The sequence below is a fragment of the Blautia faecis genome, assembly GCF_027662325.1.
GTDB lineage: Bacteria > Bacillota > Clostridia > Lachnospirales > Lachnospiraceae > Blautia_A > Blautia_A faecis.
In genome coordinates this window covers 1-23,791 of sequence record NZ_JAQDKY010000043.1, presented here as the reverse complement: position 1 = coordinate 23,791, position 23,791 = coordinate 1, and the positions used below count along the sequence as shown (strand labels likewise).

Below are 23,791 nucleotides of genomic sequence, written 5' to 3'. Positions count from 1 at the left end.
AATATTTTCCTGTGGTTTTGTGTTGCCGATGAACCGCAATAATGTATTATTTCATTTCTCCAAAAACCTGCTGGTGCAGTTTGCGCCCTGTAGGTGTTGCCGCCAGGCCACCCTCTGCTGTTTCTTTAAGGGCAGTGGGCATCACATCTCCTACCTTTTTCATAGTCCAGATCACCTCGTCAGCCGGAATTGCACTTCGGATTCCGGCCAGAGCCAGCTCTGCTGCCACAAACGCCCCTGCTACGCCTGATGCATTTCTCTTAATGCATGGAATTTCAACCAGCCCTGCAACTGGGTCACATACAAGACCCAGAATATTTTTTAGAGCAGTGGCTACTGCTGACTGGATCATATCAGGTGTGCCGCCGGCTAGTTCCACAATTGCCGCCGCTGCCATGGCAGATGCAGAACCGCACTCAGCCTGACAACCTCCCTGCGCTCCTGCAAGTGAAGCATTATTGGCAATTACCATTCCTACTGCAGATGCTGTAAAAAGAGACATGACGCATTCCTCTTCTGTAAGCTGGTACTGCTCCTGCATGGTGAGTACAGCTGCCGGTACAATGCCGCAGCTTCCTGCTGTAGGCGCTGCTACGATTCTTCCCATAGAAGCGTTCAGTTCTGATACTGCAAGTGCACGATAGAGGGCTCCTCCAAGAAGGGGGCCTGTAAGATTTTTCCCCTGCTCTACAGCAGTGCGCATGCGATAGGCATCTCCACCAGTGAGGCCGCTTGTGCTTTTCAGATCCGGGGCGCTGCCAGGCTGGATACAGGATGCCATAACCCGATAGTTTTCCCTCATTTTTTCATATATTTCCTGCTTCGGCAGTTCCATCTGCTCCGCCTGCTGCTCCAGAACCAAAGCGGACAGACGACAGTTGTTCTCCTTCGCTGCCTTCAGCAGGGATTCCATTGAGTGGTAGTTTAGATCCACAGTGAATTCTCCTTTACCGTATTTTTAGTGGGGTGAGATGTTTTTCAAAAAGGGACACATTGCCCAAATGCTGTATGTCGATAGGAACTTCAACCAACTAAATAGCAATTTATACACGTTCTAACATCGTACTGGAATATATATTCTCCAGCCGGTTAATCTTCTCATTGAGTTCCGGGACAAAGTGACTGTCGCTCTCGATAGTCATTACCGCCACACCACCCTTGGTCTCACGCGCCAGGTGGAAATTGCAGATATTCACCCCATACTCTGCCATCAGCTCTGTAACTGCAGCAATCGTCCCTGGTGCATCCTTGTGAAGCACGATCAAAGCTGGATTCTGCCCGGTAAGGGCAACCTCCATTCCATTCACCCGGGTGATCAGGATATTCCCCCCGCCAATACTGCTGCCCCGAAGAGACACTTTTTCCCCGTCTGCTGCAGTCAAAGTGATCTCCGCAGTATTCGGGTGCGTATCCTCCAGTTCACCAGTCTCGATCTGGATTTCCAGTCCCTCCTTTTTCGCCACATCAAGTGAAAAGCGGATACGCTCATCATCTGTCTGCATTCCCAGTATTCCCGCTACAAGAGCCTTATCCGTGCCGTGTCCCTTATAGGTTTTCGCAAAAGAACCATGCAAAAATATGTGCGCTTTCACCGGAGTTTTTCCAAGAAGAGCCCTTGTCATCAGACCGATCCGGGCTGCTCCCGCAGTATGTGAGCTGGACGGTCCGATCATAACCGGCCCCAGAATGTCAAATACATTCATACTTATTTTCCTCTTCCTTTTATTCATCCGCTGCCTTTTTTCGTTTCCGGCAGCCTGCAGATGTTTTCACGTTACCGCTCACATCTGCACTGTTATTGTTCCATCTTAACATTAAAACATACCTTTTACAACATGGATAAAGGGTAACTGTTTACTTCTTGTTTACTGTTCACTCCATTCACAGTAACGCGCTTCGCAATGCACAATACTCCCGATAAATAATCTTATGTTTCCTTTCTACCTGGACTGTGGTAAAATAGTCCTATGTAAATCGCCTGGAACCATTCCGGCAAGACTATTTTCAGATTTCTTTATGAAAGGCACACAATTCATGAAACGAGTGATTACTTACGGTACCTTTGATTTACTTCACTATGGGCACATTAATCTGCTGCGCAGGGCGAAAGCTTATGGCGACTACCTGATCGTAGCTTTATCTACAGATGAATTTAACTGGAACGAGAAGCATAAAAAATGCTATTTCTCTTATGAAAAAAGGAAATCCCTGCTGGAAGCCATCCGCTACGTAGATCTGGTAATTCCGGAGGAGAACTGGGAGCAGAAGGTAAGTGATATTAAAGAATACCACGTAGATACCTTTGTTATGGGTGACGATTGGGAAGGGAAGTTTGACTTTCTGAAGCCTTACTGTGACGTGGTGTACCTTCCGAGGACACCTGAGATTTCTACTACGCAGATTAAGGCGGATCTGCAGAAGTAGGAAGCATTGGTAATTATATAGTCAGAGATTTCGTATGATTCATGCAGGTTACGAAATCTCTGACTTTTTTATTTCATGACAACAATGTGCACGCTTCCCCAAAAACGATTTGCAGAATGTGCGGGACATTTTGCCCAGATGAAAACATTTCAGCAAACTACACAGCTGAATTCGGGCAAAATATACCACAAAGTGGGGCGTGCAGATTGCAGGAATGATTTTTCAAACGCGCTCTAACACAGCATCTGCAAATATTTATCCCGGACTACTTAGCAAGACGGATCATATTCCAGCTGTGTTTTCCAAGCACAGTACTTAATTTACCGCCGTCAATCCGGCTTGCAGCGGATTTCACAGGCACAACCTTTTCGGGATCCGCTTCTGTATTTACAGCTTTCATATCGTCATCAGTAAGTACAATATGTTCTTTCACCTGATAGCTTTCAAACTGGCGCAAATCGCAGCTTACCTCCAGATCTTCCTCAAGACTTTTATTCACTGCAAAAATTGTAAGAGTATCTTTCTCCTCATTCCATACGCACACAGAATCCAGATAGGAAACATCACAGTAATTCCTGCTGTCGTATACCGGAGCCAGTACCTGTGTATTCAACACAGTTCCTCGTCCGAAAATGCTTGTGTACATATATGGATAAAAGATGGTCTGGCGCCATGCACCTGTATCGGAGGTCATGATCGGCGCGATTACATTTACCAGTTGTGCCAGGCATGCCATTTTCACACGGTCTGCATGGCGAAGTAAAGTGATCAGCATGCTTCCAACCAGAAGGGCATCTTCAAAATTATAAATATCCTCAAGCTGATGTGGAGCCTGTCCCCATTTTTCCAGTTTCTCGTCGGCTGCATTGCTGTGATACCACACATTCCACTCATCAAAGGAAAGGTTAATGCGCTTTTTGCCATGCTTTTTCGCACGGACAGCGTCGCAGATGCTGACTACGCCGGAAATAAAGTCATCCATCCCTTTGGAATTTGCAAGAAAATCAGGGGTGTCATCAGCAGCATTGCCGTAATACTGGTGAAGGGACATGTAATCCACCAGATCGTAACATTCGTCCAGAACCGTGTACTCCCAATCTCCAAATGTCGGCATCATCAGATTGGAGCTTCCGCAGGCAACTGTCTCGATCTCCGGATCCAGCATTTTCATAATACGGGAAGTCTCTGCTGCTGTTCTTCCATATTCATATGCAGTCTTGTGTCCCATCTGCCATGGACCATCCATTTCATTTCCCAGGCACCAGGTTTTAATGTTGTGCGGCTCTGCATGACCGTTGGTCTTGCGCATGTCGCTGTAATAGGTACCGCCCTTAAAATTACAGTATTCCAGAAGATTTCTGGCTTCCTCCGGTCCTCTTGTTCCAAGATTCACTGCCATCATAATATCTGTGTCTGCTTTCTTCGCCCAGTCCACGAACTCGTCCAGGCCAAAGTGATTGTTCTCGATCACACCCCAGGCAAGTTCCGGTCTGGCAGGTCTTAGCTCCTTTGGTCCAACACTGTCTTCCCATTTAAAACCGGAAACAAAGTTGCCTCCCGGATAACGGACAATCGGAACCTGAAGTTCCCTTACCAGTTCCAGAGTATCTTTACGAAAGCCCTGCTCGTCAGACAGCGGGCTGCCCTCCTGATAGATTCCTTCATAAACAGCACGTCCCAGCTGTTCAATAAAAGAACCGAAAATCCGCTTATCCACCTTGCCGGTGAGGAAATATTTATCGATGATGATCTGTGCTTTTTTCATGGTGTCCTCCTTATATGGTGCCAGTTGTATGGCATTTTTCTGCTCTTTATGTATCTATTATTTTAATGGCATACGATTTTTTTACCAGTTTTTTTCTTCCGATATAGTTGACTTTTTTTCCGATAACGATTACAGTGAAAAAAATGGTGAAAGGAGTCCGGATCATGAATTTTCACGAATCTGCAGACAGGGATTTTTCCATTCAGTTCTGCGAATACAACTATTCAAACCCTGATTATGATCAGATCTACCGTCCCAATGGAAGCGGAGACTATCTGTTTTTGCTTTTTAAGACACCTATGAAGGTTTATCTGGACAAAAAGCTCAATATTTCCAAGGAAAATGCATGTATCCTCTATGCTCCCGGATATGAGCAGCATTATAAGGCTGTTCACAGATTCCGGAACAGCTACCTTCATTTTTCCTGTAAGGCAGATCTGAAAAAACAATATGGAATCCCGCTTAATACTGTTTTTTATCCGGGAAACTGTGAAGAAATTGACGCCTGCATCCGGCTCCTTCACAAAGAACATATAGCAAATGATTTATTTTCCGATGAATACGAGTATACTCTCTTTCAGCAGCTTATGATTACGATTGCAAGGGGACTTAAAAGCCATCAGATGCATGGAAGCGGCGCGGAAGGAGACAGTCTTTATCCTGCTTTTCGAAAGCTTCGGCTGGAAATGCTCACGAACTACGCTAAGCCATGGGACACCACAGAGCTTTGTAAAAAGGTCAGTCTGGAAAAAAGCCAGTTCTATTCCTGCTATCAGAAATTTTTCCAGAGTACCCCTCATGCAGATTTGCTTCAGATTCGTATGGATAAGGCAAAGAACCTGCTGACAAATGAAGCACTGACTGTCCAGCAGATTGCGCAGATGTGCGGATTTTCAGATTTTTCCCATTTCAGCAGATATTTCAGGAAACAGGCGGGATGCTCTCCCCTGCAATGGCGCAGGAAAATGGGAGAGCCCCATTGATACTTTAACGATATTTCCAGATTCCGTGAAGTGCATAGGACAAAAAGAAACAGGCACTTCTCAGCGGTCCATAGCCAACGTAACGGTACACCTGATAGGTCATGATGGCAGATTTGGCTTTGTTTCTTGACTTTCCGCCCTGGGACAGACGATATTTCAGATAGGGCTTATTAATTCCTGTGGCATGTCCGTATTTTCGCACCACTTGCAGCCAGGTAATATAATCCTCATGGCTGTCATCATGCTCCATGGGAAATTCCAGCGCCACCTCACGGAGAATCAGGACGGAAGAACAGTTAATGCTGTTGTGTTTCAGAAGTTCATGATAGTCCAGCCTGGATTTAACCGAGATATACTTGCCTGTGAAGGTTCCGTCCGGATTCATGAGATCACGTCCTGTGGAGCAGATTACATCACCGGTCATTTCAAGAGCAGCCAGCTGTGCCGCTAGCTTTCCCTCTTCCCACCAGTCATCCGCATCCAGAAATGCCACATATCTGCCTTTCGCAACAGACACACCACGATTACGGGAACCGGCAGCACCGAGATTGCGCTCATTTTTTATATAAACAAAATCCGGTCTGTTTTCCCAGGGAATGAGAGCTTCCCAGGTTCCATCAACAGAGCCGTCATCAATGACAATCAGCTCCAGGGGAATATTCTGCGCATAAACAGACTGCACTGCCTGGGCGATGTATTTCTCACCATTATATACGGGCATGATCACTGATACCGCTGGTCGCATTTCTTCCCCTGATGCCCTCTTGGATTGCTGCATTTTTTCTGCATTTTTCACTCGTAGCCCTGGTTCTGTAAATTCCATTTGTAACTCCTCTTATCTTTCACTTTCTATCATTATAAAACATCCGATTTCTTAAATACGCACTTATCTTTAAAGAAGGTCTTTATCAATAATCTGGTAGTTCACCCGGTGTATGTACAGTGCCTTCCCATCGACCATAAGCTTTGTCATTTTCGGCAGATCGTCCGGAATTTCCCAATAGACATTATCCCCGGAAAATGCGGCGATAGGCTGTCCAAGCTGGGATTTGATGACCACAACCCTGGATTTGCCGAAATCATTTTTGTACCGGTTCAAAACCCTTGCCAGAGCTGCATTATCCGTGATTCCGTTCCCACCGTTACTGTTGACCTCGTCCAATGAGAAATCCACCTCCGGTTCCAGCCCCTTCTGAACAAATACACAGGTGTCTCCGCAGCTTTCGATTTCTTTTCCATCAATGGTAATCGTGATTACTGAAGACAGATCATAGCCGGTTACTGCTCTTCCATCGCTGTCATAGCTGACAGTTTCGATTTTATTTCCGGTAATGCTGATTTTCTTTCCAGAAGTTTTCAAGGTCTGATTCCCATAATTATCATAGGTATATACGGTATAATTGTTTCCGATCAATGAGCCATGAATTTCATTAATAATGGAACCCAGCTTACTGCAGCCGGTGAGCGCAACTACCAGAATAGCAGACAAAAGGACTGCGAATATTCTCTTCTTTTTCTTTTGCATTTTTCTTCTCTCCATGTGTTTTTATGTTGGATATGATTCCGCTATAACTTGTATCAAAAGATACTTACAGATTTATAGTAGCATGACAAATCACAGAACACAAGATGAATCACTGTCCCACATTTTAAATTATTTAAGTTCAGTTTATCTGTTCACTCCGAGGCCAGCAGCTGCTTCGCGACGCACAGAAATCATGTAATCACATGATTTAGCGCCATTCTCACGCCAACCCAAACTCCACCAGTAGCTTATTTCGATACTCCCGATCGGTGCTTGCTTTTAACAGCTCGCTGATACGGTCTGCCAAAATAAGTTTCTCACTCAAGGTTGCCATTTCATCTTGACCTTCCAATCGTCCTTCCTGTCTTCCTTCCAATCGCCCTTCCTGCCGTCCTTCCAATCGCCCTTCCTGCCGTCCTTCCAATCGTCCTTCCTGTTCTCCTTCTTGTCTGCTAACTCATAGCATCTCTTTAATCGCTTTACACATGTCAAATCCACCTCCTTTGGATTGTACTTCCTGTTTGATCAGCCTCAGCCGATATAAAAAAAAGAGCTCGCAGCGGTATATTCGGCATATGAGTTGACGGGTGCTCCTTCTTTTGGAAAACGTCAGAGAGTACAAACCTCATTTAACATTCAACAACCAACAATTACATTCAGAACTCCTGCTTTTTTCATTTTTAACGGATTTAAAAGCATAAATTTCTGAAATATTATTAGATAAATCAGATGGGAGATATACCATTGTATATATTAAAAATATGTTTTTCATTATAATAGCATTGCAATCTAGAGTTTGCAAGTGTTCTATTTTGTTTCACTCAAAAGCATCAGAAAATATGAATTACTGGCTTTCAGGCACAGCTTGTACTAATAATTTTACATTAGTTGATATCTTGTTTTGGATAATTATTGTCTTTTTGTTTGATTCGCAAATGTTACGAAAATTACAGCTTATTTTGTCGAAAATGCAAATGGATTTCTAAAAAGCTATATGCTATCATTAAAAAGAAAAATATGCATTTTATCAACAAATACATAAGAAAAAGGGATGTTTATGAAAAGAAAATTGAAGTCTGACAGAGGTTTTACGCTGGCAGAACTTTTAATCGTTGTGGCAATAATTGGTGTATTGGTTGCCATCGCCATTCCCATCTTTACAAGTCAGCTTGAGAGAAGCCGTGAAGCGGTGGATCTTTCGGATGTTAGGTCAGCGTATGCGGAAGTGATGATGGCGGCGATTACTGGGGATACCAGTGCTACGTATACAAAAACAGATCAGAAAATATATCAAGATAATGGCGATTATTACATTAAAGTAACGCCGTTAAAACAGCAGAAAAACGATTGGCAAACTCCATTGCCAATTACTATTGGAGGAGTATCATCGAATGCAGGCGAAACGTATTGGAAGGGAATTCCTGGACCAAATGGGTATTGCGAAATCACATATCATGCACCTACTAGTGATGCTATGGAGTATGTTTCATTTTACTGGGAAAGTGGAAATAATGCTAGTAATAAGAATGAAAATAATACAGATAAAGGAGATTCCAATAATTCAGACACAGAAGATAGCTCAGCCAATACCATTATTAAAGATTTAAATATAGGTGCAATTCAGTATCCTAATCAGCCGCCTAATAAAGAGGGCGTTACGGAACCATTTAGCATAAATATGGGATTGGCATATAAGAAAAATGGACTCCTTTACATTGCTATAACTAATGAAAGTTATACTAACTATCATGATTATGCGGCTCCTGATAACAACATAGGACAAGCTTATTTTGTCAAACCAACAGGAACAATACTAACTAAAGATAATTTAAAAGATATTTGGAATAATAAAGAATTACGATTGGAAAAGTTAAAAGCTGGAGATATATATAAAGAAGGAGAGGATTATTATATTTGCAGAACAGATTGCAGTTATTATTCCCCCCCAGAAGTGACAATATTGATACCGTTGCAAATGATAGTGGTAATTGGATAAAAATTAATCTAAATGGTTCTACAAATTATAACTAATAAACCAAGATAAAAACTGTGATTAAGATGAAAATACTAATTATAATTTAAGGTTTTAAAATTCTCTTAGAGAGAAAGTTATGCCCTGTTCAAGTCCATTGCAATATTAAAATGCAATGAACTTGACAGGATCAGCTCTGTTACTTCCTTTTCCGTATTTTTGCGCTCCATTTCAACTCCAGCAATTTTTCCGACATCATATTTCTCCCTTTACCGAAGTGCCTCTTCCTCTTTCCGATTATATTCGCAAATTTTCAACATCCGCACTGACTATGTTTTCAGTTATTTAACTGTATAAAAGAGACTGACGTAATGCATACCGGACCTTTTCCCACTTGACTTCTCGGAACTTCAAAAGAAATTCTCACATCATCATCGTGCCCTTCTTCATGCGTATAATCAAATTCATATTTCCCCAATGTTTGAACATTTTGTTCAAGGTACGTATTATTGCCATTTCTATTAGACAGTCTGACCTTTAGATTCGCGCCGCACTCTTCTATATTGACAACAAGTTTGTATTTTTTATTCGCCTGTAACATAATCGTTTCATCGCCACCCCGTTTTAGCACGCTATCCTTATGAGAAGGAGTTAGAATTGCCTTTCCATTCTCAAATTTCGCATTTATTACCTCCCATCCGGCTGTGCTATCCCAGAAACTGCTATCTATCAGGATATTATTTTCCCCATTTGAACCGCTATCACCATTTTGGCTTTCTCCCTCAAACTTAATGTAAACCGTTTCTGTATCAGCATGATATTCTACCCACGCCTGTGTCCCGGGAATTCCTTCAATAACAGAAAAATTTCCCAGACTATTGGGGATTGTCTCCGTTTGCCAGTCTGGCTGTTTTTGCCTAAGATTGATTTTTTCAAAATCTTTTCCATCAATATTCACATTTCCATCGACTGTAATTGCTTCATCCATAACCTGTGCATACTGTGCCCTTATATTTGCAGCATCGGCTGCTTCTCGGCTTTTTTCAAGCAGGCTGGTAAATATGGGAATACCTATTGCCACCAATACTGCTATTATGGCAACAACAATGAGAAGCTCTGCCAGTGTAAAACCTTTTCTTTTTTTCTTCATAGTTCCTTTGCTCCATAAACGAACATGTCTCCTATCGGCGACAGTACTGTATATGCCTGAATTAGTCAAATACAATTGCGATTCTTAGAATAGAGTAACATATAAGCTCGTGAAGTACAATGTAATAAATGAAAATACTGAGGTTGAACTATATTTACCCAAAGAATTGTAATTCTTCTGGAATTAAATTGGGTGGCTGCTATCAAAGGCTGCCACCCAATTTTACCCTTATGCAATTCCCAACTCCGCCATCAGTTTTTTTCGATACTTTTTATTATTACTTGCCTGCAATAAATCATTAATACGCCCAGCAGAGACTAACTTTTGAATTAATTCATTCATTCGTTCTTCTGTCTTACGTTCGCCCTCACGTCTGCCCTCACGAATACCTTCCTGTTTGCTGTCTCTCATCATATCATCAAACGCCTTGCACATATCAAATTCACCTCCCACCGTTTCAACATCTCTCTTTATAAGTTTCATGGCCCTAATTCCCGACATTACAGTAAGTAGGTCAAATGTGTCTTCTTCTAGTTTGGAGAAAACCTCTTCATTTGCCTTTACATACTCCCGTAAAGCCGTTTTGTCATTCGTTCTTTGCAAAAATCCACAAACCTGTTGTAAATCGGTCTGGAACCAGTGTATATTTTTGAAATAATACACTTCAAAAAGCAGCATTGGTGTCTCGAAAAATAATTTCTGCAGTTCTTCTGGAAAATCATTTGCTCCGGTCAGATCATCCATTTTGAAGGCTGCACGCCAGTGCTCTTGTCCAAAATAGATTACAATTTGAAGCACAGGGTAAAAATGATCGGTCTTTTTCATTCCCGAAAGCCGCTCGGCATTATCTTTTAAATCATTACAGTTCTTATGATCCTTTTGCAGTTTTTTCCACTGATTATAATAGTCAATTCCTTTCTCGTGCAAAAGTCTGACCGGCATTGCATAATGCTCCAGTGTTTGTATCTGAATCATAAACTGAAATTTCAGACTCTTCCACGTCACTGCAACAGACAGATCTGGTGTATTTTCTATAGCGACAACTTTATTCTTTTCCCGATAGACATTATGCAGCACTGGATTTTTCTCCAACAGATTATCTTCTGTAATAACCTGCCTGCCATGAAAAACCATTCCATTCAGAAGATCCACTATCCGTCGTGGATCCTTAAAGTACTCAATTGATGTGGCGTTCTTTTCCCGCATGCACACTCCTTTCTTGGTATGAAAAAGTTATATAAAGTCATGTGTACAATACAAGAACGAACATTTTGTACTATCATTAGTATATACATATATTTTGTATTTTTCAAGTATTAGTATACAAAAGTACAACTTTACAACAACTATTTCATCCCCACGCAAAATATTCATAACGAAATGGAATTACCTGACCGAATGGTCAGATTTAGATTTTTCTTTTGTAAAAGTAAATTAAGTATACGACTTAACGAAGGGCAATGTCAATCAAAAAAATTGAGGATTATGTATATGATTTTCATAAGAATTGTGCAGAAAAGCAGACCAGAAATGACTTCTGGCCTGCCCGGTAAAAAGAATTATTTAAATTGAAATCACCCAAATTTCCTCATATTACTAAGGTCTGTCAGGTCGATCATCTGTGTTTCGCCGACTTCACCGGTTGGGCTCATCGGGCATACGGCGTAATTTCGTGTTTCGCTTCCTATCGTAAGTTTAGCCACATAATGCCAGCGAGACCATTCCTCAGTGCCTCTCTGATAATCACCATAACAATTATGAATATCATCAAAACCACCGATTAACTTTGCAAATTCACAAAGGGCTGCCGGTGATGTGCAGGAATCCCAACGATAAGATACAAAAAATGGAGTATTAGGTTCTGCTGCCAGAGATACCAGATAATTTCCATGTACCGTTACATATTTGAAGCGACCTGGTTCTGTGAGGTAATCACTTACAGCATCCATTTTTTCAAATGGAGTCATACCGGAAGTTGTAACTTTATTGATAATGTCAGTCATCCATGCTTTCTCAGCCTGGTCATAATCCATAACATTTAATGCCACTGTTTTTGCAACCGTATAACCAGACATGGAGTATTCCCGGAATTCGATATTGTAAGTTCCTGCTTTTTCAAAATATACATATCCGATATAACCGCCTTTTACTTTTTTCAGGGAAGTGGTCTCGGAATCGCCGTTTTCATAAGGAATATCATCATATATGTGCGTTGATCCACCTGAATACACATTTATCAAAGGGCTTTCTCCATCACAGATCAGTCTAAAAGAATTTAGATCCTGATTGTCTGTTTTTATAAAAAGAGGTTTGATACACTGTGTGTAAATATCTGCTTTCTGCTTGTCCAGACCATAAATTTCATAGGTATATTTAGCAGGTGTTGTGCCTTTCGTATCATATATTGGCAAATCCACTTTACGGATTTCACTCCACAGTCCAACGACTTTTACATTATTGCGGATGGTGTAAGAACGTACTTTTGTATAGTAACTGCGGCCTGAGTCTAAATAATAGAAACTCACACTTCCTATCCCGTTATCATCACCGATTGTTCGCGTATCCTGAACACTATATGCAAACTTATCATTGTAAGAAAGATAACCTTCGTAACCAACATAGGGATCTGACTGGGAAAAAGTTCCCGGGCAGTTCACATCCACCCATCCGTCACCATAATCTATTGACTTGATGGTGGGAACAGGAAGTGTGCTGTCAACGGTTTCAGATGTCACTACATAAGAAGTCTCAGTATGCGGACTGTATAGCTTCTGGGTAACTGAAACCGTGGAAGTAATTTTTTGTCCATAAATATCCGTGATGGTAATCACGCATTTCCCAGGCTCAAGTGTCGCAAATAAGCGGCTATTTCCGCCTTCAGCTTCATCTGTAGAATATACAACAGCCGGATCAGAAATATTAATGTCTTTGATTCCATTTGACGTTTCAATCTCATAATACCTTCCGCTTTCCAGGGTTATATTTGCTTTTCCCTCTTCGAGCGTTAATTTCGGAACCGGCTTAGGGGTAGGCGTTGTATTTGAAGTATTTCCTTTTGACTTTCCGCTTGTTTTACAATGTTCCGTGGAAGACCATTTGGAATAATATTTCTTTCCTTTAATGGCCATGTAGGTACGGGCCTGCATATAATATGTAGTTCCGGCTTTCAGTCCATTGAGGGAAACGGTGTTGTTTTTGTTTCCTTTGACTGTTATGGTTTTCGCATTTTTTAATTTGGAATTTGTGGCATAGCGCAGCTGGTAACCGCTGGTCTGAGCGGTTTGCCTTTTTATTATCACACTGACAGTCTTTTTTCCAACATAACCACCCATTACCTGGGTCTTTGGAGGCAAAATGGTAAACTGCTTTTTCACGTTTCCGGCATAAGCACCTTTTCCAATAATCTGAACCGTATAGGTGCCTACCTTTTTGCAGCCCTTGGAATATTTCAGAACATAGTTTTTCTTCTCTTTCAGGACTTTGCCCTTATAGGTGACGCTTACCTTCGGGCGCTGGACTTTTTGATTGTAGGTGAGTTTGGTGGCTGATAATTTGATTTTGGTGTTTTTCAGATTTACCTTTGCTGCAGCAAATACCTGGCTTGCACTGCACAGCAGAAGCAGGGAAATCATCAGGCAAAAACGAATCAGCCGGTGGAGGTGGTAATTCTTTTTCATAAATTTTTGCTCCTTCCTGCTAATTTCAAAACATGTTCTTTGCTAATTTTCAGTAAAGCCGCAATCTTTTCAATGCCCATTCCATCCTGAAGTAACGAATTGACAATTTCTTTTGTTTTCAATTCCTTTCCTTCCTGTATTCCCTCTTGTATTCCTTTTTGTATTCCACTTTGCTCCCCAGCCTCAAACTCAGCTTTTCTCAATTTACGTTCTTCCTCTTCTTTGTCATATTCAAATATACTCACTGCGATAACCTCCGCTCTATTTTTCCGAAGAAATTCTTCCAGAATTTCCTCCTGAATACATTCATCTACAGCTTTTTGAACAGCTGTTTCCAGTTGCATATATTTTGCATATTTACGAACCCGCGCTACATATATTGCATATTCCCTTAGTATCTGGCACTGTTCCATCAATTCCCTGTTACTGCCTTCATAGCATCCGGAATATCGTGACCTTGTAGTTTCTGTTTACCATAGGCTGGTCCTCCTTTTCTTTGCAGGAGTCAGAAAAGACAAGCTAAGCATACATACCTTTCATTCAGAACTCCTGCTCTTCTTCGTTAATGGGTAAAAAGCATGGATTTCTGATGTGTGATTAGATAAATCAGATGGCGGATATGCCTTGAACTATATGAGAAATATGCTTTTTATCATAATAACATTGAAGTTCTTGATTTACAAGTATTTTTCGAAAGTCTGCTAAATTCTTTTGCTTTCTTTCTTCACAGCCTATTCCCCTGGTAACGGGAATGATTTTTCAAACACGCTCTAATCCGTCACCAGCCTTACGCCATCCATAAACAAAATCTCACACCCCTTATCACCCCCAATTATAATTTCCCCAATCACCATTCTCGTATTCTTCGCCACCTGGAACCAGTCAGGATACTTTTCGGTCAGCTCTTTCATCTGTGCTGCGCGTAAGCGCTCCAGGGCATTTCCCTGGGCAATATCTTTCTCCCAACCTGACAGAAGATTTTCTCTCTGGGATACCAGCTGTGCCCAGGCAGCGCTTACATATTCTTCCATCTTATGCCCCTCAACAGGCTTGGCTTTACAAAATCCACCCTTTTCTTTGCCGGAATTTATGCAACGCCACACACTTTTTTCTGCTCTTCTTCACCATCCTTCCGCCACAGCACCCACAAAAAATTTTTCCATAAAAAGGTTCCAGACTGCTGCTTCCCAATTCCCGGATCTGATGATTCCGTTTAAACTCTTTGATTCTGTTGATTTCCAGCTGTGCCGCGTCCCATATTTCCCGCTCTATGATTGCTTCATAATCATTTTCCACATAATACTGTGTCAGTTTTCCATCGTTCTTTTCCAGCTCTTTCGTAAGAAAATCCCGGATATAATACTTCTGCATAAGCAGATCTCCCTTGTACTTTTCATTTTGAAGGATGCGAACGACCGAAACCGCAGCCCAACGAGATTCGCCATGCACCACAGTTTTGCAGTAACATATGCTCACTTATCGCTTGAAAGCCTTTTGTTTCCTTGCTTTCAGGCTTTTTTTATTTTTAAATTTCGTCATATTTTACTAGCGTTTTGTATCGTTTTGTGGTGCAATAAATATTATACGAAACGGAGTGCTTGCTATGTACCTCAAAAAAACACCAAACCTGAATGGTCGGATTCGCCTTTCCATTGTTGACACCTATTACGATAAAGCTAAGAAATGCTCCCGCCAGAAAACAGTAAAATCTATTGGCTGGCTAGACGAATTAGAAAAAAAATATGATGACCCTATTGCTCACTTTCAAAAAAGAGTCGAGCAGCTAAAAGCTGAAAAAGCAGCCAGACAGGCTCCCATCCACTTTACTTTTTACGATTCTGATCGCCTTTGTTTAGGTGACAAGCTGAGAAAAAACTTTGGCTATGCTGCACTGAGCCATATCTACCATGAGCTCGGTCTCCATACTTTCCTAACGAACCGGCAGCGCCGCTCAAAAGAACAGTATGATGCCAATACCATCATGAAGATGCTGGTCTATTCCAGACTTCTTTTCCCTGCTTCAAAGAAATCTTCCTATGATGATCGGGAACATTTCTTTGAGAAAACAGACTACTCTTTAGACGATGTTTACCGCTGTCTGTCTTTCCTTGACAAACATAAAGAAAACTTGCAGATCTGGCTAAATGACCATATCAAAGAGAATTATGGCAGGGATACCAGCCTCATCTATTATGATGTTACAAACTACTATTTTGAGACAGATGAGCAAACCGATTTTCTCCGTAAAGGAGTTTCAAAAGAACATCGTCCAAATCCAATTGTGCAGATGGGACTTTTCATGGATAATCAGGGAATTCCTATTACTTATGAGCTTTTTCCCGGAAATACCAATAACTGTCTGACCTACAGACCTAACTTTGGACGCATCAAAAAGCAGTTTGATCTTGGCAGAGTCATTTCCGTTGCTGACAAAGGAATGACAACAGGTGATAACATCTGGTACACGATCAACACGCCCACTCATGACGGATATGTTTTCAGTATGTCCATCCGGGGCGCAGAAAAAAGCATCAAGGACTATGTTCTGGAACAGGAAGGTTATGAATGGCTTGGTACAGAATACAAGCGGAAATCCCGCAAATCTCCAAGAACAATCCAAGTATCCTCTGTTTCGGGCAAAAAAATAAAAAAGCAGGTAAATGAGAAACAGGTTGTCTTCTGGAGTGAAAAATATGCCAAACGAGCAAAAGCAGAGCGTGAAGCTGCACTGACAAAAGCAAGAGACCTGGCAAAAAATCCAGGGAATTATACAAGAGCCACGTCTTATGGTGCTGCAAAATATGTCAAAAAATAGACTATGACAAAGAAACCGGAGAAATCCTTACCGCCTCTTCTGGGCTGGACATTGATGAGGACAAAATCCGGGAGGAAGAATCACTGGATGGTTACTACATGCTCTTAACCAGCGAAATGGAGACATCTGACGACGAGATTATCGATATGTACCGAGGTTTATGGAGAATTGAGGAATCTTTTAAAGTAACCAAAAGTGAACTGGAAGCCAGACCCGTGTATGTCTGAACAAAAGAACATATCAAAGCACATTTCCTTACCTGTTTTGTAGCTTTGACAATCGCTAGAATACTGGAAAATAAACTGGAGCGAAAATACAGCATCGGAACTATTTTGGAATCTCTGTCAAAAGCCAAATGCAGCCTAATCCAGCAAAACTATTATCTGTTTGATTATTACGATGAAGTTTTAAAAGATATCGAAAGAGTTACAGATATTGATTTTGGAAAACGTATCCGTACGCTAGGGGAAATAAAAAAAGTTTTAGCAAAGACCCAAAAATAGAAAAAACACCATGAAAATCTGACAAAGCAGAAAGCCCGCCAAGCCCTGTATTTACTGGGTTTGACGGGTGTTTTATATCCATTTAGCTGCAAAAGTCAGGGTCTTTCGCAACTGTTAGAATATGAAAAGAGTATGCGAACTACGGCATTTTTGCCATTTATTCCGTACGAAAAATAAGATAAAAAAGTAGAAATGATGTAGAATATTTTTCAATAAAATTTGTACTAAAACAGAACATAAAAATCCCCACGAGAAACAATGCTGCTTTTCTGTTTCTCGTGGGGAAATAGTTATACAAAATCAAAACTCAATTGCGTATATTCTTCTATATCTGCAATTTCACATAAATAGTTCTCTAAATCCTCATTGGTTTTAATCACTGCTGCCTGATATAAATTCTCCAAAACATTATTTCCTGTAGAATATTTCAACAAACCGTGATAATAACAAGCCAGGCGGCGATTCTGTTTTTTTGCATACTCTGCAGTATGCATAGTACCACTTTTTTCCATAGCTTCTACTACCAGAACCCCCTGAGACATGCCACTTTGAAGTCGGTCGCGCTGCACGAAACGATATTTCTCAGGTCTTGTTCCTTCGGGATATTCGCTAATAAGACATCCGCCCTGCTTTAAAACTTCTTCTGCAATCCATTGATTAGATTTCGGATATATTTCATTTATTCCGCAAGGAAGAACCACTGCGCATTTCCCCCCTGCTGCCAGAGCCCCCTTTAGAGCTTCTGCATCACAGCCAAGTGCAAGACCATTTACAAGATTAAAACCATTTTTGCCTATAATACTGCCCGCATTATAAGCCAACTTAGCACCTACAGCCGATATCTTACGTGATCCTACAACCGCAATACTTTTATGCTCATTCAAAATATCAATATTTCCTCTATAGTACAAAACCTCTGGCCGGTCTTTTATTTTTTTCAAATCATGTGGATAATTTGTTTCATCAACTCGACAGATTTTTATTTCCTGCCATAGTGTTGTTTTCTTTTCTTCCATAAGCTTTTCCATTTTATATTGCCTTACCCAATGCAAACATTTCTACATTAGCGGCTCCACGATTTAATAAAATTTCTTTGCAGACATACAGAGAGTTTCCAGTTGTAGTTACGTCATCCATCAATAATACAATGTCTCCGCTTATGTCTATATCCTCTACCGTATCAATAGACTGCATATGAACTGACAGATTCCTGCTTCCTCCTGTTGCAAGCTTGTTGATTGAATGGCTTCTTCTTAAAAAATATACTTTATTATCCCTTCCATTGGCAGCAAGCATTTCTCCTAGTTTTCCAATTCCGGATTCTCTTTTTTCCGCATTACTGGAAGGTACCACACAAATAGTTACTCCGGGGCATATCTCACAATCCAGTAAATTGTAAAAATATTTAATCGCCGATGGTTTCTTATCCTTCAAATCCAATATTTTCCCGCTAAACACATCAAACAATGGATTCTTTATCTTTCGTTCTCTGTCCAGCCAATATTTATGATAGTTACTGTAAACTACAATTTCACCAGTTCCGTTCCATGCTTCATTTACAAACACCATGTTTATAGCCTCCTTCGAACAAATGTTTTCTTTATTTTATCAGATTGCTACTCACATTTCAACCGGATGATCATTATATTTCTCAAACTCCTTTTCCATCTTTTCCAGAATATTGGAGTATTGGAGGAGTTCGGCTACACGTTGTTCTTTGTTGTCGTATTGTTTGTTGTAGGAGACGCGGTGTTCCATGGCGGCCCAGAAGTCCATGGAGATGGTGCGCAGCTGGATTTCTACCGGATAGTATTCGTTTGCATCAAGACAGCAGACATTTACGCCGAGAATGACATGATGGCTGCGATAACCGTTGGGCTTGGGGCTCTCAATATAGTTTCTCTCACGGATGAAAATAAGGTCGGGCTGCTTCTTTAACATGTTTATCAGATTATTTACATCACCAACAAAATAGCAGATAATACGCACCCCCGCAATATCCTGCAACTGATCCTTGGCATTTTCCAAGGTTGGCTCGAAACCATGACGCACCAGTTTTTCCTCAATGCTGTCCTTCTTTTTGATCCGGTACTGTATGTTATGAACGGGTTTCCCCGTCTTTGTTTTATAAATAGAGTGGTTCAGCACTTCCAGACGTGTCAGCAATAGCTTCATCGCATCCTCATACGGCTGAATAAGCCCATAATACTCCTTGTCAGTCATAAGTAAAAACCCTCCTTCTCGTTTCCCATGGTACTATATAAATGTGTTCATTTGGTGAGAACGAAATAAACAGAAAATAAATGTTACTGTTCACTGGTAACGTTCCGCGAGGCGTTTTTTGTGAACAAAGTTCACAGAAAACCCGAGAATTGCGGCGCGAAATCATGCGCATGCATGATTTCTGTGCATCGCGAAGCGCGTTACTGTGAACGGAGTGAACAGTAACAAATAAATTACTGTTCACTCCCTTCCTTTTCCCCTTGAAATCCCCCTGTCGAACTGGTACTATTATAGGTAAAAGATTGACGAAATAACTGCAATTTTGACTTGAAATATCGGAATTAGGAATGGGGTAGAGAGTTTTTGATGAAGTCTTTTAAAGTCAGCATCATTTTACCGGTGTATAACGTGGAAAAATACCTGAGCGCGTGCCTGGACAGCTTATTGGCACAGACACTTGAGGAAATAGAGATCGTAGCTGTCAATGATGGCAGTACAGATGGAAGCCTGCAGATTCTGCAGGCTTATCAGTCGTTAAATCCGGAGAAGCTTTTTATATTTTCCACAGAGAACCACGGCGTCAGCAGGGCACGAAATTACGGTTTTGCCCATTCCCATGGAGAATATGTCTGGTTTGTAGACAGCGATGACTTCGTAGAGCCTGACGCCTGCAGACTTCTTTATGAAAAAGCTACCGCTGACGGAAACGACCTGGTTCTTTTCCGTTACTATAATGTAGACTCTGAGACCGGAGTCCGTAAGGAATACATTGCATCCTGCCATAATCAGAACTTCCGCGTTGCAGACAAGCCTTATGAATTACCTGCGATTTCTCCATACCCATGGATCAAGTTCATTCACAGAAATCTGTTTAACGGACTTTGTTTCCCGGAAGGAATCCGGTTTGAAGATCTTCCGGTGGCCTATCTTCTGGCTGTGAAAGCCCGTTCCATCGGATACGTGGATCAGTGCTTCTATAATTACAGAAAAAATGTAGGATTCCTCAGCCGTCTCACGCCTTCCACCCTTCACATCCGGAATGCCATTATTTTTATGAAGGAAGAAATGGAGAAGCTGGGGCTGTTTGAACAATATCAGACAGAGCTGGATTTCATTGCTGTGCGTCATTTTTTCTACCGTTTCTGGAAGCTTCTCACCAACTATGAGACTGACCAGAAAGAACTGAAGCTGCAATTGATCAATGAGCTTTTCGATTATATGGAGTCCAATATTCCGGACTGGGAGAACAATCATTATGTCCGATATTCACTTCCGCCACATATTGGGCGACTGCTCTGTCTTTATGGTTCCAGACAGGAAATGATTTCTTTCATAGAGGCCTGCAACGGAATGACCGTACAGCAGCAGAAAGCCTGGATAAAGGATTACAAGCTTTCTCACAAAACATCTCCCAGCTATCAGCCTGCTGAGATGATCCACCGGGAAAAAACTTCCTCCCAGTTTTATGGCTTTGCCTATACCGGAAGCCTTGCTCCTGATCCGGAGCAGATTCTTCTGGAAGCCAGCCGTGGAAAAGAAATTCCTACCTGGATATTGAAATTACTTGTGCATCTTCTGAGGAATTTTGGAGAGCACCAGATCATTGTCTCCCTGACTCAGGAGAAGCATGCCCTGTTCCAGGCTCTTCTGAACCGCTATCTTTCCGACAGCACAGCTCTGTCTGAGAATATTACTCTGGTGTGCCCGGACAGCGAAGAATACGGCAAAGTACTTGCACTCTCCGGCTACGTGATCACAGACGGACCTTTGCCCTACTATTTCCGGAAGGAAGAGGGACAGTTTGTGCTGCTTTACTGCGGACACAATCTGTATCCGGAAACCGTTCTGAACACACCGGACTCCACCGCTGATACAGGGCTTTGGCAGCATACTATGTTTATGGCAGACTGCCTGTATTTTAACAATGTACAGAACCGGGATATTTACCTGCAGGAATGTATGACAGCTAATATCTGCAAAACGCCTTACATTATCGGTTCTTCCACCCACATTCCATTGATTCCCAATGAATCACACAGGGAAAAGCTCCGCCGCAGCTTGCAGATGGATTCCATGCAGACTATTTTGTATGCGCCGCTGCTTCCAGGGTCCTATATTGCGGACACCGAGCAGACATTCCGGAATTTCATGGCAGCCCTCTACATATTTGACTGTGAACTTTCCGATCATCAGGTTTTGTATCTGCATCTGGATCATGAGAGGGAAATTGATTTTTCTGAATTTAGACATATAAAAGAAATGCCAAAAGATTTCGATGTACCGGATTTCGCTGCGGCGTGTGATATTTTTATATCGGATTATCACAATGCACTTTCTGCCAGATTCACCACAGGCACACAGATTCTGCGATTTCTGTGCGGTACATTTCTTCGACACGAAAATGCAACCAGTGACCATCAGACTGTACCAGCTGCTCCTGTCCTGCAGGAAACCACTTCCTGTCTGCCTGAGAGCTCTGGAGCCTGCTTGAAAAATCATTCCTGCAATCTGCACTCCACACTTTGCGATATATTTCACCCGGAATATCCCGCATTTGATAATGTGCCGGAGTTAGTACGATATATCGGACAGTTAGAATTGATATCTGAGAAGATGGTCACAAATGAAGCTTTACATTCAGTACCTTTTGACCAGTTTACTTCTGATACAGACCATGGATTCAGTTCCCAGGAGCACAATTGGAATTCTTCGGAAAAAAGCTCTCTGCAAATGGAAAACAATCATGATTTACATGCAGCAAAGAATTCCTCTGGAGAAGCCACTATTTTCGAGGAATCCCCACAATATCTTCTCACAGATATTGCAGATTCCCTCTTAAATGGACGACCGCTTCCCTATTATGCTCCAGCTTCTTCCGATGATGTACCGGCACCGCGCACACGCGTCCTGTTCTTTACAGGGCGGAAGCTTTCCCAGAATCTGGTTCGGGATTTTAATGCCCTGGCTGCACAGGCACCGGAAAAAAAATTCTGGCTTGCATACAATGATTTCCGCAATACAGACTCTGCCAAATATCTGGCACAGTTATCACCTGACTGTTCCAGCCTGCCATTGAAGCCAGATCCCGAGAAAGGTAACCGCTGGAAGCTGGCAAGTGTGCTCACCAGCCGGATGGGACTTTTCTCATTTTATCCATTATCCCATATTTTGGACCTGGGGAAAGAAGAATATAAGAAGTGTATGGGAGGGACACGATTCGACGAAGTCGTAATCACTTCCACAGATAGTATAAAAACGGTTGCTACGCTTCTGGCTGCTGCGCCAAAAGCGTCCTATACTTTTGACACCTTTAACCCAGAGCGCTACAGTACCTCAAGACCTTACAGACACCAGATTGCATTTCTTTGCAGAATGTTAAAGGATACAGGAAGTCTAGAATTGCCTGCCGAGCTTACCGGATTGAAGCTGACGCAAAGCTCTGGCAAAAATAATGATAAGGGAATGCTCTAGAGCGTGTTTGAAAAAGGCTTTCTGCAAGATGTACGTCACAATTTGTGGGAATGCTTTTTTATAACCCATTCCTTACGAAAGGATTTACCTATGAAATTAACCACTATCATCCCGGTTCACAATGCTGAGAAATACATCACAGCCACTTTGGACAGTGTATTGCAGCAGGATCTGGGAAATCCAGAGGAGCTGGAGGTGATCTGTGTGGATGACGCATCCACCGACGCTTCTGTTGCCCTCATAAAAGATTACCAGCAAAAAGACTCCCGCATCCGCCTTTTCCTCAACGAAAAGACCCGGTTTGCAGGAGCCTGTCGAAATAAGGGAATCGAAGAAGCCCATGGTGATTACCTTCACTTTCTTGATGCAGATGACCTTGTAGAAAAAGGTGTCTACCAGAAATACCTGTCCATTGCTGAACAGGCGGATGCCGACATGGTAAAGGGCTGCGCCGTCTGCTTTGACAATGAGACCGGCGAGCTTTCCGATACCCCGCTTTTTGCACTGTCTGACGTTCCCGCTGAGTGCTTCGATAAAGTTCTGAATTTCCACCAGGCTCCTAAAATTTTCAGCCACATCAGTGTAGTTCCATGGAATGCCATTTACAAACGGAAATTCATTTTGGAAAAGGGGCTTCGCTTTAACAATCTGATCTGTGTCAACGACCGCTCCTTCTACAGCGAAGCCGTATTCACTGCCAACAGGATCTGGCTCACTCACGAGCAGATTGTCCGTTACCGTGTGAATAACAGCGCATCCCTTGTAGGAAACCGTGCCAGAAACTTCCATTGTGAATTTGATTCCTGGCAATTGATCATGAACCAATGTACCAAATACAATATTCAGGGCCGCGAGCTGGCCATCGTAATGGAGCGTGAGCTGATTGACATTTTTATCTGGTATCGCAAATACAAGAAAATTCCGGAAATTTCAGAAGAGATTACTGCGCAGACCCAGGCGTTTGCGCAGAAGCTTGACATTTCGCCTCTTGAAGCATTCCCGCCTTCTTTCAAGTGGTACTACGATTATCTCACTTTTCTTCCAGAATTTGAGAGCCTTACAAAAAATTATAACAATATTACCCAATTCAAAAAACAAGCCAAACTAATCATGCCCCAGTGCGCTACCCTGGCCGACTTCCGCCACCGCATACAGGAAGCCCCCGCCACAGACAGTACCTCTAAACGGTCAGGTGTATTAAAAAAACTGCTCTCTCATTTTAAGCATTGAATTTTCGCTCTAATTAGAAGCCACCAGTTCAGCTCAACATCATAAACTTAAGA

At 42.0% G+C, this 23,791-nt stretch carries 22 protein-coding genes and 2 pseudogenes; 6 read left to right on the top strand and 18 right to left on the bottom strand.

Features of this window, described 5'->3' with window-relative positions; genetic code table 11:
- Nucleotides 1-46: 46 nt before the first annotated feature.
- Together sdaAA and sdaAB are read right to left on the bottom strand one after the other, a co-directional pair.
- Nucleotides 47-913, bottom strand: a complete 867-nt coding sequence (sdaAA, locus tag PGQ38_RS16270) for an L-serine ammonia-lyase, iron-sulfur-dependent, subunit alpha (protein WP_226838111.1) — start codon at nt 911-913, stop codon at nt 47-49.
- 130 nt (nt 914-1,043) lie between these two features.
- Nucleotides 1,044-1,703, bottom strand: coding sequence for an L-serine ammonia-lyase, iron-sulfur-dependent subunit beta (sdaAB, locus tag PGQ38_RS16265; protein ID WP_187566498.1), 660 nt, complete (start codon nt 1,701-1,703; stop codon nt 1,044-1,046).
- Nucleotides 1,704-2,034: 331 nt separating this feature from the next.
- Here sdaAB and tagD point away from each other — a divergent pair, with 331 nt between their 5' ends.
- Nucleotides 2,035-2,424, top strand: coding sequence for a glycerol-3-phosphate cytidylyltransferase (gene tagD, locus PGQ38_RS16260; RefSeq protein WP_118584161.1), 390 nt, complete (start codon nt 2,035-2,037; stop codon nt 2,422-2,424).
- 157 nt (nt 2,425-2,581) lie between these two features.
- Here the strand turns inward: tagD and PGQ38_RS20890 are convergent, their stop codons facing one another.
- Both PGQ38_RS20890 and arfA read right to left on the bottom strand, forming a co-directional pair.
- Entirely contained in the window at nt 2,582-2,650 is a 69-nt protein-coding gene (locus tag PGQ38_RS20890) for a DUF6783 domain-containing protein (protein WP_416386763.1), read from the bottom strand.
- 39 nt (nt 2,651-2,689) lie between these two features.
- On the bottom strand, nt 2,690-4,189 hold the full coding sequence (gene arfA / locus PGQ38_RS16255) for an arabinosylfuranosidase ArfA (RefSeq protein WP_270432657.1): 1,500 nt from the start codon (nt 4,187-4,189) through the stop codon (nt 2,690-2,692).
- A 164-nt stretch (nt 4,190-4,353) separates the two neighbouring features.
- Between arfA and PGQ38_RS16250 the strand changes: the two genes are divergently transcribed.
- A complete protein-coding gene (locus tag PGQ38_RS16250) occupies nt 4,354-5,172 on the top strand; it encodes a helix-turn-helix domain-containing protein (protein WP_270432656.1) in 819 nt (272 codons plus the stop codon).
- A gap of 4 nt (nt 5,173-5,176) precedes the next feature.
- Here the strand turns inward: PGQ38_RS16250 and PGQ38_RS16245 are convergent, their stop codons facing one another.
- The 3 genes from PGQ38_RS16245 to PGQ38_RS16235 all read right to left on the bottom strand — a co-directional run bounded on the left by PGQ38_RS16245 (nt 5,177) and on the right by PGQ38_RS16235 (nt 7,121).
- Nucleotides 5,177-5,995 carry a glycosyltransferase family 2 protein gene (locus tag PGQ38_RS16245; RefSeq protein ID WP_330674524.1) on the bottom strand — a complete coding sequence of 273 codons (819 nt, stop codon included), beginning with the start codon at nt 5,993-5,995 and terminating at the stop codon, nt 5,177-5,179.
- Between the two features lie 69 nt (nt 5,996-6,064).
- Nucleotides 6,065-6,697 (bottom strand): DUF5052 family protein, encoded by a 633-nt coding sequence (locus tag PGQ38_RS16240; RefSeq protein WP_270432654.1) that lies wholly within the window; start codon nt 6,695-6,697, stop codon nt 6,065-6,067.
- Nucleotides 6,698-6,917: 220 nt separating this feature from the next.
- Nucleotides 6,918-7,121, bottom strand: coding sequence for a hypothetical protein (locus PGQ38_RS16235; protein ID WP_270432652.1), 204 nt, complete (start codon nt 7,119-7,121; stop codon nt 6,918-6,920).
- A gap of 633 nt (nt 7,122-7,754) precedes the next feature.
- Here PGQ38_RS16235 and PGQ38_RS16230 point away from each other — a divergent pair.
- Complete coding sequence (locus PGQ38_RS16230) at nt 7,755-8,693, top strand: type IV pilin protein (RefSeq protein WP_270432650.1); 939 nt, start codon at nt 7,755-7,757, stop codon at nt 8,691-8,693.
- 313 nt (nt 8,694-9,006) lie between these two features.
- Here the strand turns inward: PGQ38_RS16230 and PGQ38_RS16225 are convergent, their stop codons facing one another.
- The 6 genes from PGQ38_RS16225 to PGQ38_RS16200 all read right to left on the bottom strand — a co-directional run bounded on the left by PGQ38_RS16225 (nt 9,007) and on the right by PGQ38_RS16200 (nt 14,945).
- The gene (locus PGQ38_RS16225; protein WP_173772518.1) at nt 9,007-9,819 is read right to left on the bottom strand and encodes a pilus assembly FimT family protein; all 813 of its coding nucleotides are present in this window, start codon (nt 9,817-9,819) and stop codon (nt 9,007-9,009) included.
- Nucleotides 9,820-10,047: 228 nt separating this feature from the next.
- Nucleotides 10,048-11,025 (bottom strand): hypothetical protein, encoded by a 978-nt coding sequence (locus PGQ38_RS16220; protein ID WP_173772520.1) that lies wholly within the window; start codon nt 11,023-11,025, stop codon nt 10,048-10,050.
- A gap of 368 nt (nt 11,026-11,393) precedes the next feature.
- Nucleotides 11,394-13,496: a hypothetical protein gene (locus PGQ38_RS16215; RefSeq protein ID WP_204452408.1), complete on the bottom strand. Its 2,103-nt coding sequence runs from the start codon at nt 13,494-13,496 to the stop codon at nt 11,394-11,396.
- On the bottom strand, nt 13,493-13,741 hold the full coding sequence (locus PGQ38_RS16210; RefSeq protein ID WP_270432647.1) for a hypothetical protein: 249 nt from the start codon (nt 13,739-13,741) through the stop codon (nt 13,493-13,495). Before PGQ38_RS16210 ends, PGQ38_RS16215 begins: the two co-directional genes overlap by 4 nt.
- A gap of 525 nt (nt 13,742-14,266) precedes the next feature.
- Nucleotides 14,267-14,599, bottom strand: a complete 333-nt coding sequence (locus tag PGQ38_RS16205; protein WP_270432670.1) for a hypothetical protein — start codon at nt 14,597-14,599, stop codon at nt 14,267-14,269.
- Nucleotides 14,553-14,945 carry a recombinase family protein gene (locus tag PGQ38_RS16200; protein ID WP_270432645.1) on the bottom strand — a complete coding sequence of 131 codons (393 nt, stop codon included), beginning with the start codon at nt 14,943-14,945 and terminating at the stop codon, nt 14,553-14,555. The genes PGQ38_RS16205 and PGQ38_RS16200 overlap by 47 nt, the downstream gene beginning before the upstream one ends.
- 154 nt (nt 14,946-15,099) lie before the next feature.
- On the opposite strand from PGQ38_RS16200, the pseudogene PGQ38_RS16195 reads away from it, so the two are divergent.
- Nucleotides 15,100-16,814, top strand: a pseudogene (locus tag PGQ38_RS16195) (IS1634 family transposase).
- Between the two features lie 290 nt (nt 16,815-17,104).
- Here the strand turns inward: PGQ38_RS16195 and dprA are convergent.
- From dprA to PGQ38_RS16175, 3 genes are read right to left on the bottom strand one after another with little or no spacing between them, the layout of a single operon-like run.
- On the bottom strand, nt 17,105-17,830 hold the full coding sequence (dprA, locus tag PGQ38_RS16185; RefSeq protein ID WP_173735417.1) for a DNA-processing protein DprA: 726 nt from the start codon (nt 17,828-17,830) through the stop codon (nt 17,105-17,107).
- A 13-nt stretch (nt 17,831-17,843) separates the two neighbouring features.
- Nucleotides 17,844-18,383, bottom strand: a complete 540-nt coding sequence (locus PGQ38_RS16180) for a phosphoribosyltransferase (RefSeq protein WP_173772530.1) — start codon at nt 18,381-18,383, stop codon at nt 17,844-17,846.
- 51 nt (nt 18,384-18,434) lie between these two features.
- A complete protein-coding gene (locus tag PGQ38_RS16175) occupies nt 18,435-19,037 on the bottom strand; it encodes a GTP pyrophosphokinase (protein WP_270432644.1) in 603 nt (200 codons plus the stop codon).
- A 366-nt stretch (nt 19,038-19,403) separates the two neighbouring features.
- Between PGQ38_RS16175 and PGQ38_RS20885 the strand changes: the two are divergent.
- Nucleotides 19,404-19,799: pseudogene (locus PGQ38_RS20885) on the top strand (glycosyltransferase family 2 protein); the annotation flags it as partial.
- A 1,269-nt stretch (nt 19,800-21,068) separates the two neighbouring features.
- Here PGQ38_RS20885 and PGQ38_RS20880 read toward each other — a convergent pair.
- Nucleotides 21,069-21,551, bottom strand: a complete 483-nt coding sequence (locus PGQ38_RS20880) for a hypothetical protein (protein ID WP_416386762.1) — start codon at nt 21,549-21,551, stop codon at nt 21,069-21,071.
- An 898-nt stretch (nt 21,552-22,449) separates the two neighbouring features.
- On the bottom strand, nt 22,450-22,560 hold the full coding sequence (locus PGQ38_RS20875; protein ID WP_416386761.1) for a DUF6783 domain-containing protein: 111 nt from the start codon (nt 22,558-22,560) through the stop codon (nt 22,450-22,452).
- Nucleotides 22,561-22,598: 38 nt separating this feature from the next.
- On the opposite strand from PGQ38_RS20875, the gene PGQ38_RS16165 reads away from it, so the two are divergent.
- Nucleotides 22,599-23,738 (top strand): glycosyltransferase, encoded by a 1,140-nt coding sequence (locus tag PGQ38_RS16165; protein ID WP_270432640.1) that lies wholly within the window; start codon nt 22,599-22,601, stop codon nt 23,736-23,738.
- Nucleotides 23,739-23,791: the final 53 nt, after the last annotated feature.

Bases quoted from the DNA above. Each gene is read 5' to 3' on its own strand.
- PGQ38_RS16250 (WP_270432656.1), top strand. From the start codon at position 4,354: ATGAATTTTCACGAATCTGCAGACAGGGATTTTTCCATTCAGTTCTGC.
- arfA (WP_270432657.1), bottom strand. From the start codon at position 4,189: ATGAAAAAAGCACAGATCATCATCGATAAATATTTCCTCACCGGCAAG.
- dprA (WP_173735417.1), bottom strand. From the start codon at position 17,830: ATGGAAGAAAAGAAAACAACACTATGGCAGGAAATAAAAATCTGTCGA.
- tagD (WP_118584161.1), top strand. From the start codon at position 2,035: ATGAAACGAGTGATTACTTACGGTACCTTTGATTTACTTCACTATGGG.
- PGQ38_RS16180 (WP_173772530.1), bottom strand. From the start codon at position 18,383: ATGGTGTTTGTAAATGAAGCATGGAACGGAACTGGTGAAATTGTAGTT.
- PGQ38_RS16165 (WP_270432640.1), top strand. From the start codon at position 22,599: ATGAAATTAACCACTATCATCCCGGTTCACAATGCTGAGAAATACATC.
- sdaAB (WP_187566498.1), bottom strand. From the start codon at position 1,703: ATGAATGTATTTGACATTCTGGGGCCGGTTATGATCGGACCGTCCAGC.
- PGQ38_RS16175 (WP_270432644.1), bottom strand. From the start codon at position 19,037: ATGACTGACAAGGAGTATTATGGGCTTATTCAGCCGTATGAGGATGCG.
- PGQ38_RS16230 (WP_270432650.1), top strand. From the start codon at position 7,755: ATGAAAAGAAAATTGAAGTCTGACAGAGGTTTTACGCTGGCAGAACTT.
- PGQ38_RS16245 (WP_330674524.1), bottom strand. From the start codon at position 5,995: ATGGAATTTACAGAACCAGGGCTACGAGTGAAAAATGCAGAAAAAATG.
- PGQ38_RS16240 (WP_270432654.1), bottom strand. From the start codon at position 6,697: ATGCAAAAGAAAAAGAAGAGAATATTCGCAGTCCTTTTGTCTGCTATT.
- PGQ38_RS16215 (WP_204452408.1), bottom strand. From the start codon at position 13,496: ATGAAAAAGAATTACCACCTCCACCGGCTGATTCGTTTTTGCCTGATG.
- PGQ38_RS16225 (WP_173772518.1), bottom strand. From the start codon at position 9,819: ATGAAGAAAAAAAGAAAAGGTTTTACACTGGCAGAGCTTCTCATTGTT.
- sdaAA (WP_226838111.1), bottom strand. From the start codon at position 913: ATGGAATCCCTGCTGAAGGCAGCGAAGGAGAACAACTGTCGTCTGTCC.
- PGQ38_RS16220 (WP_173772520.1), bottom strand. From the start codon at position 11,025: ATGCGGGAAAAGAACGCCACATCAATTGAGTACTTTAAGGATCCACGA.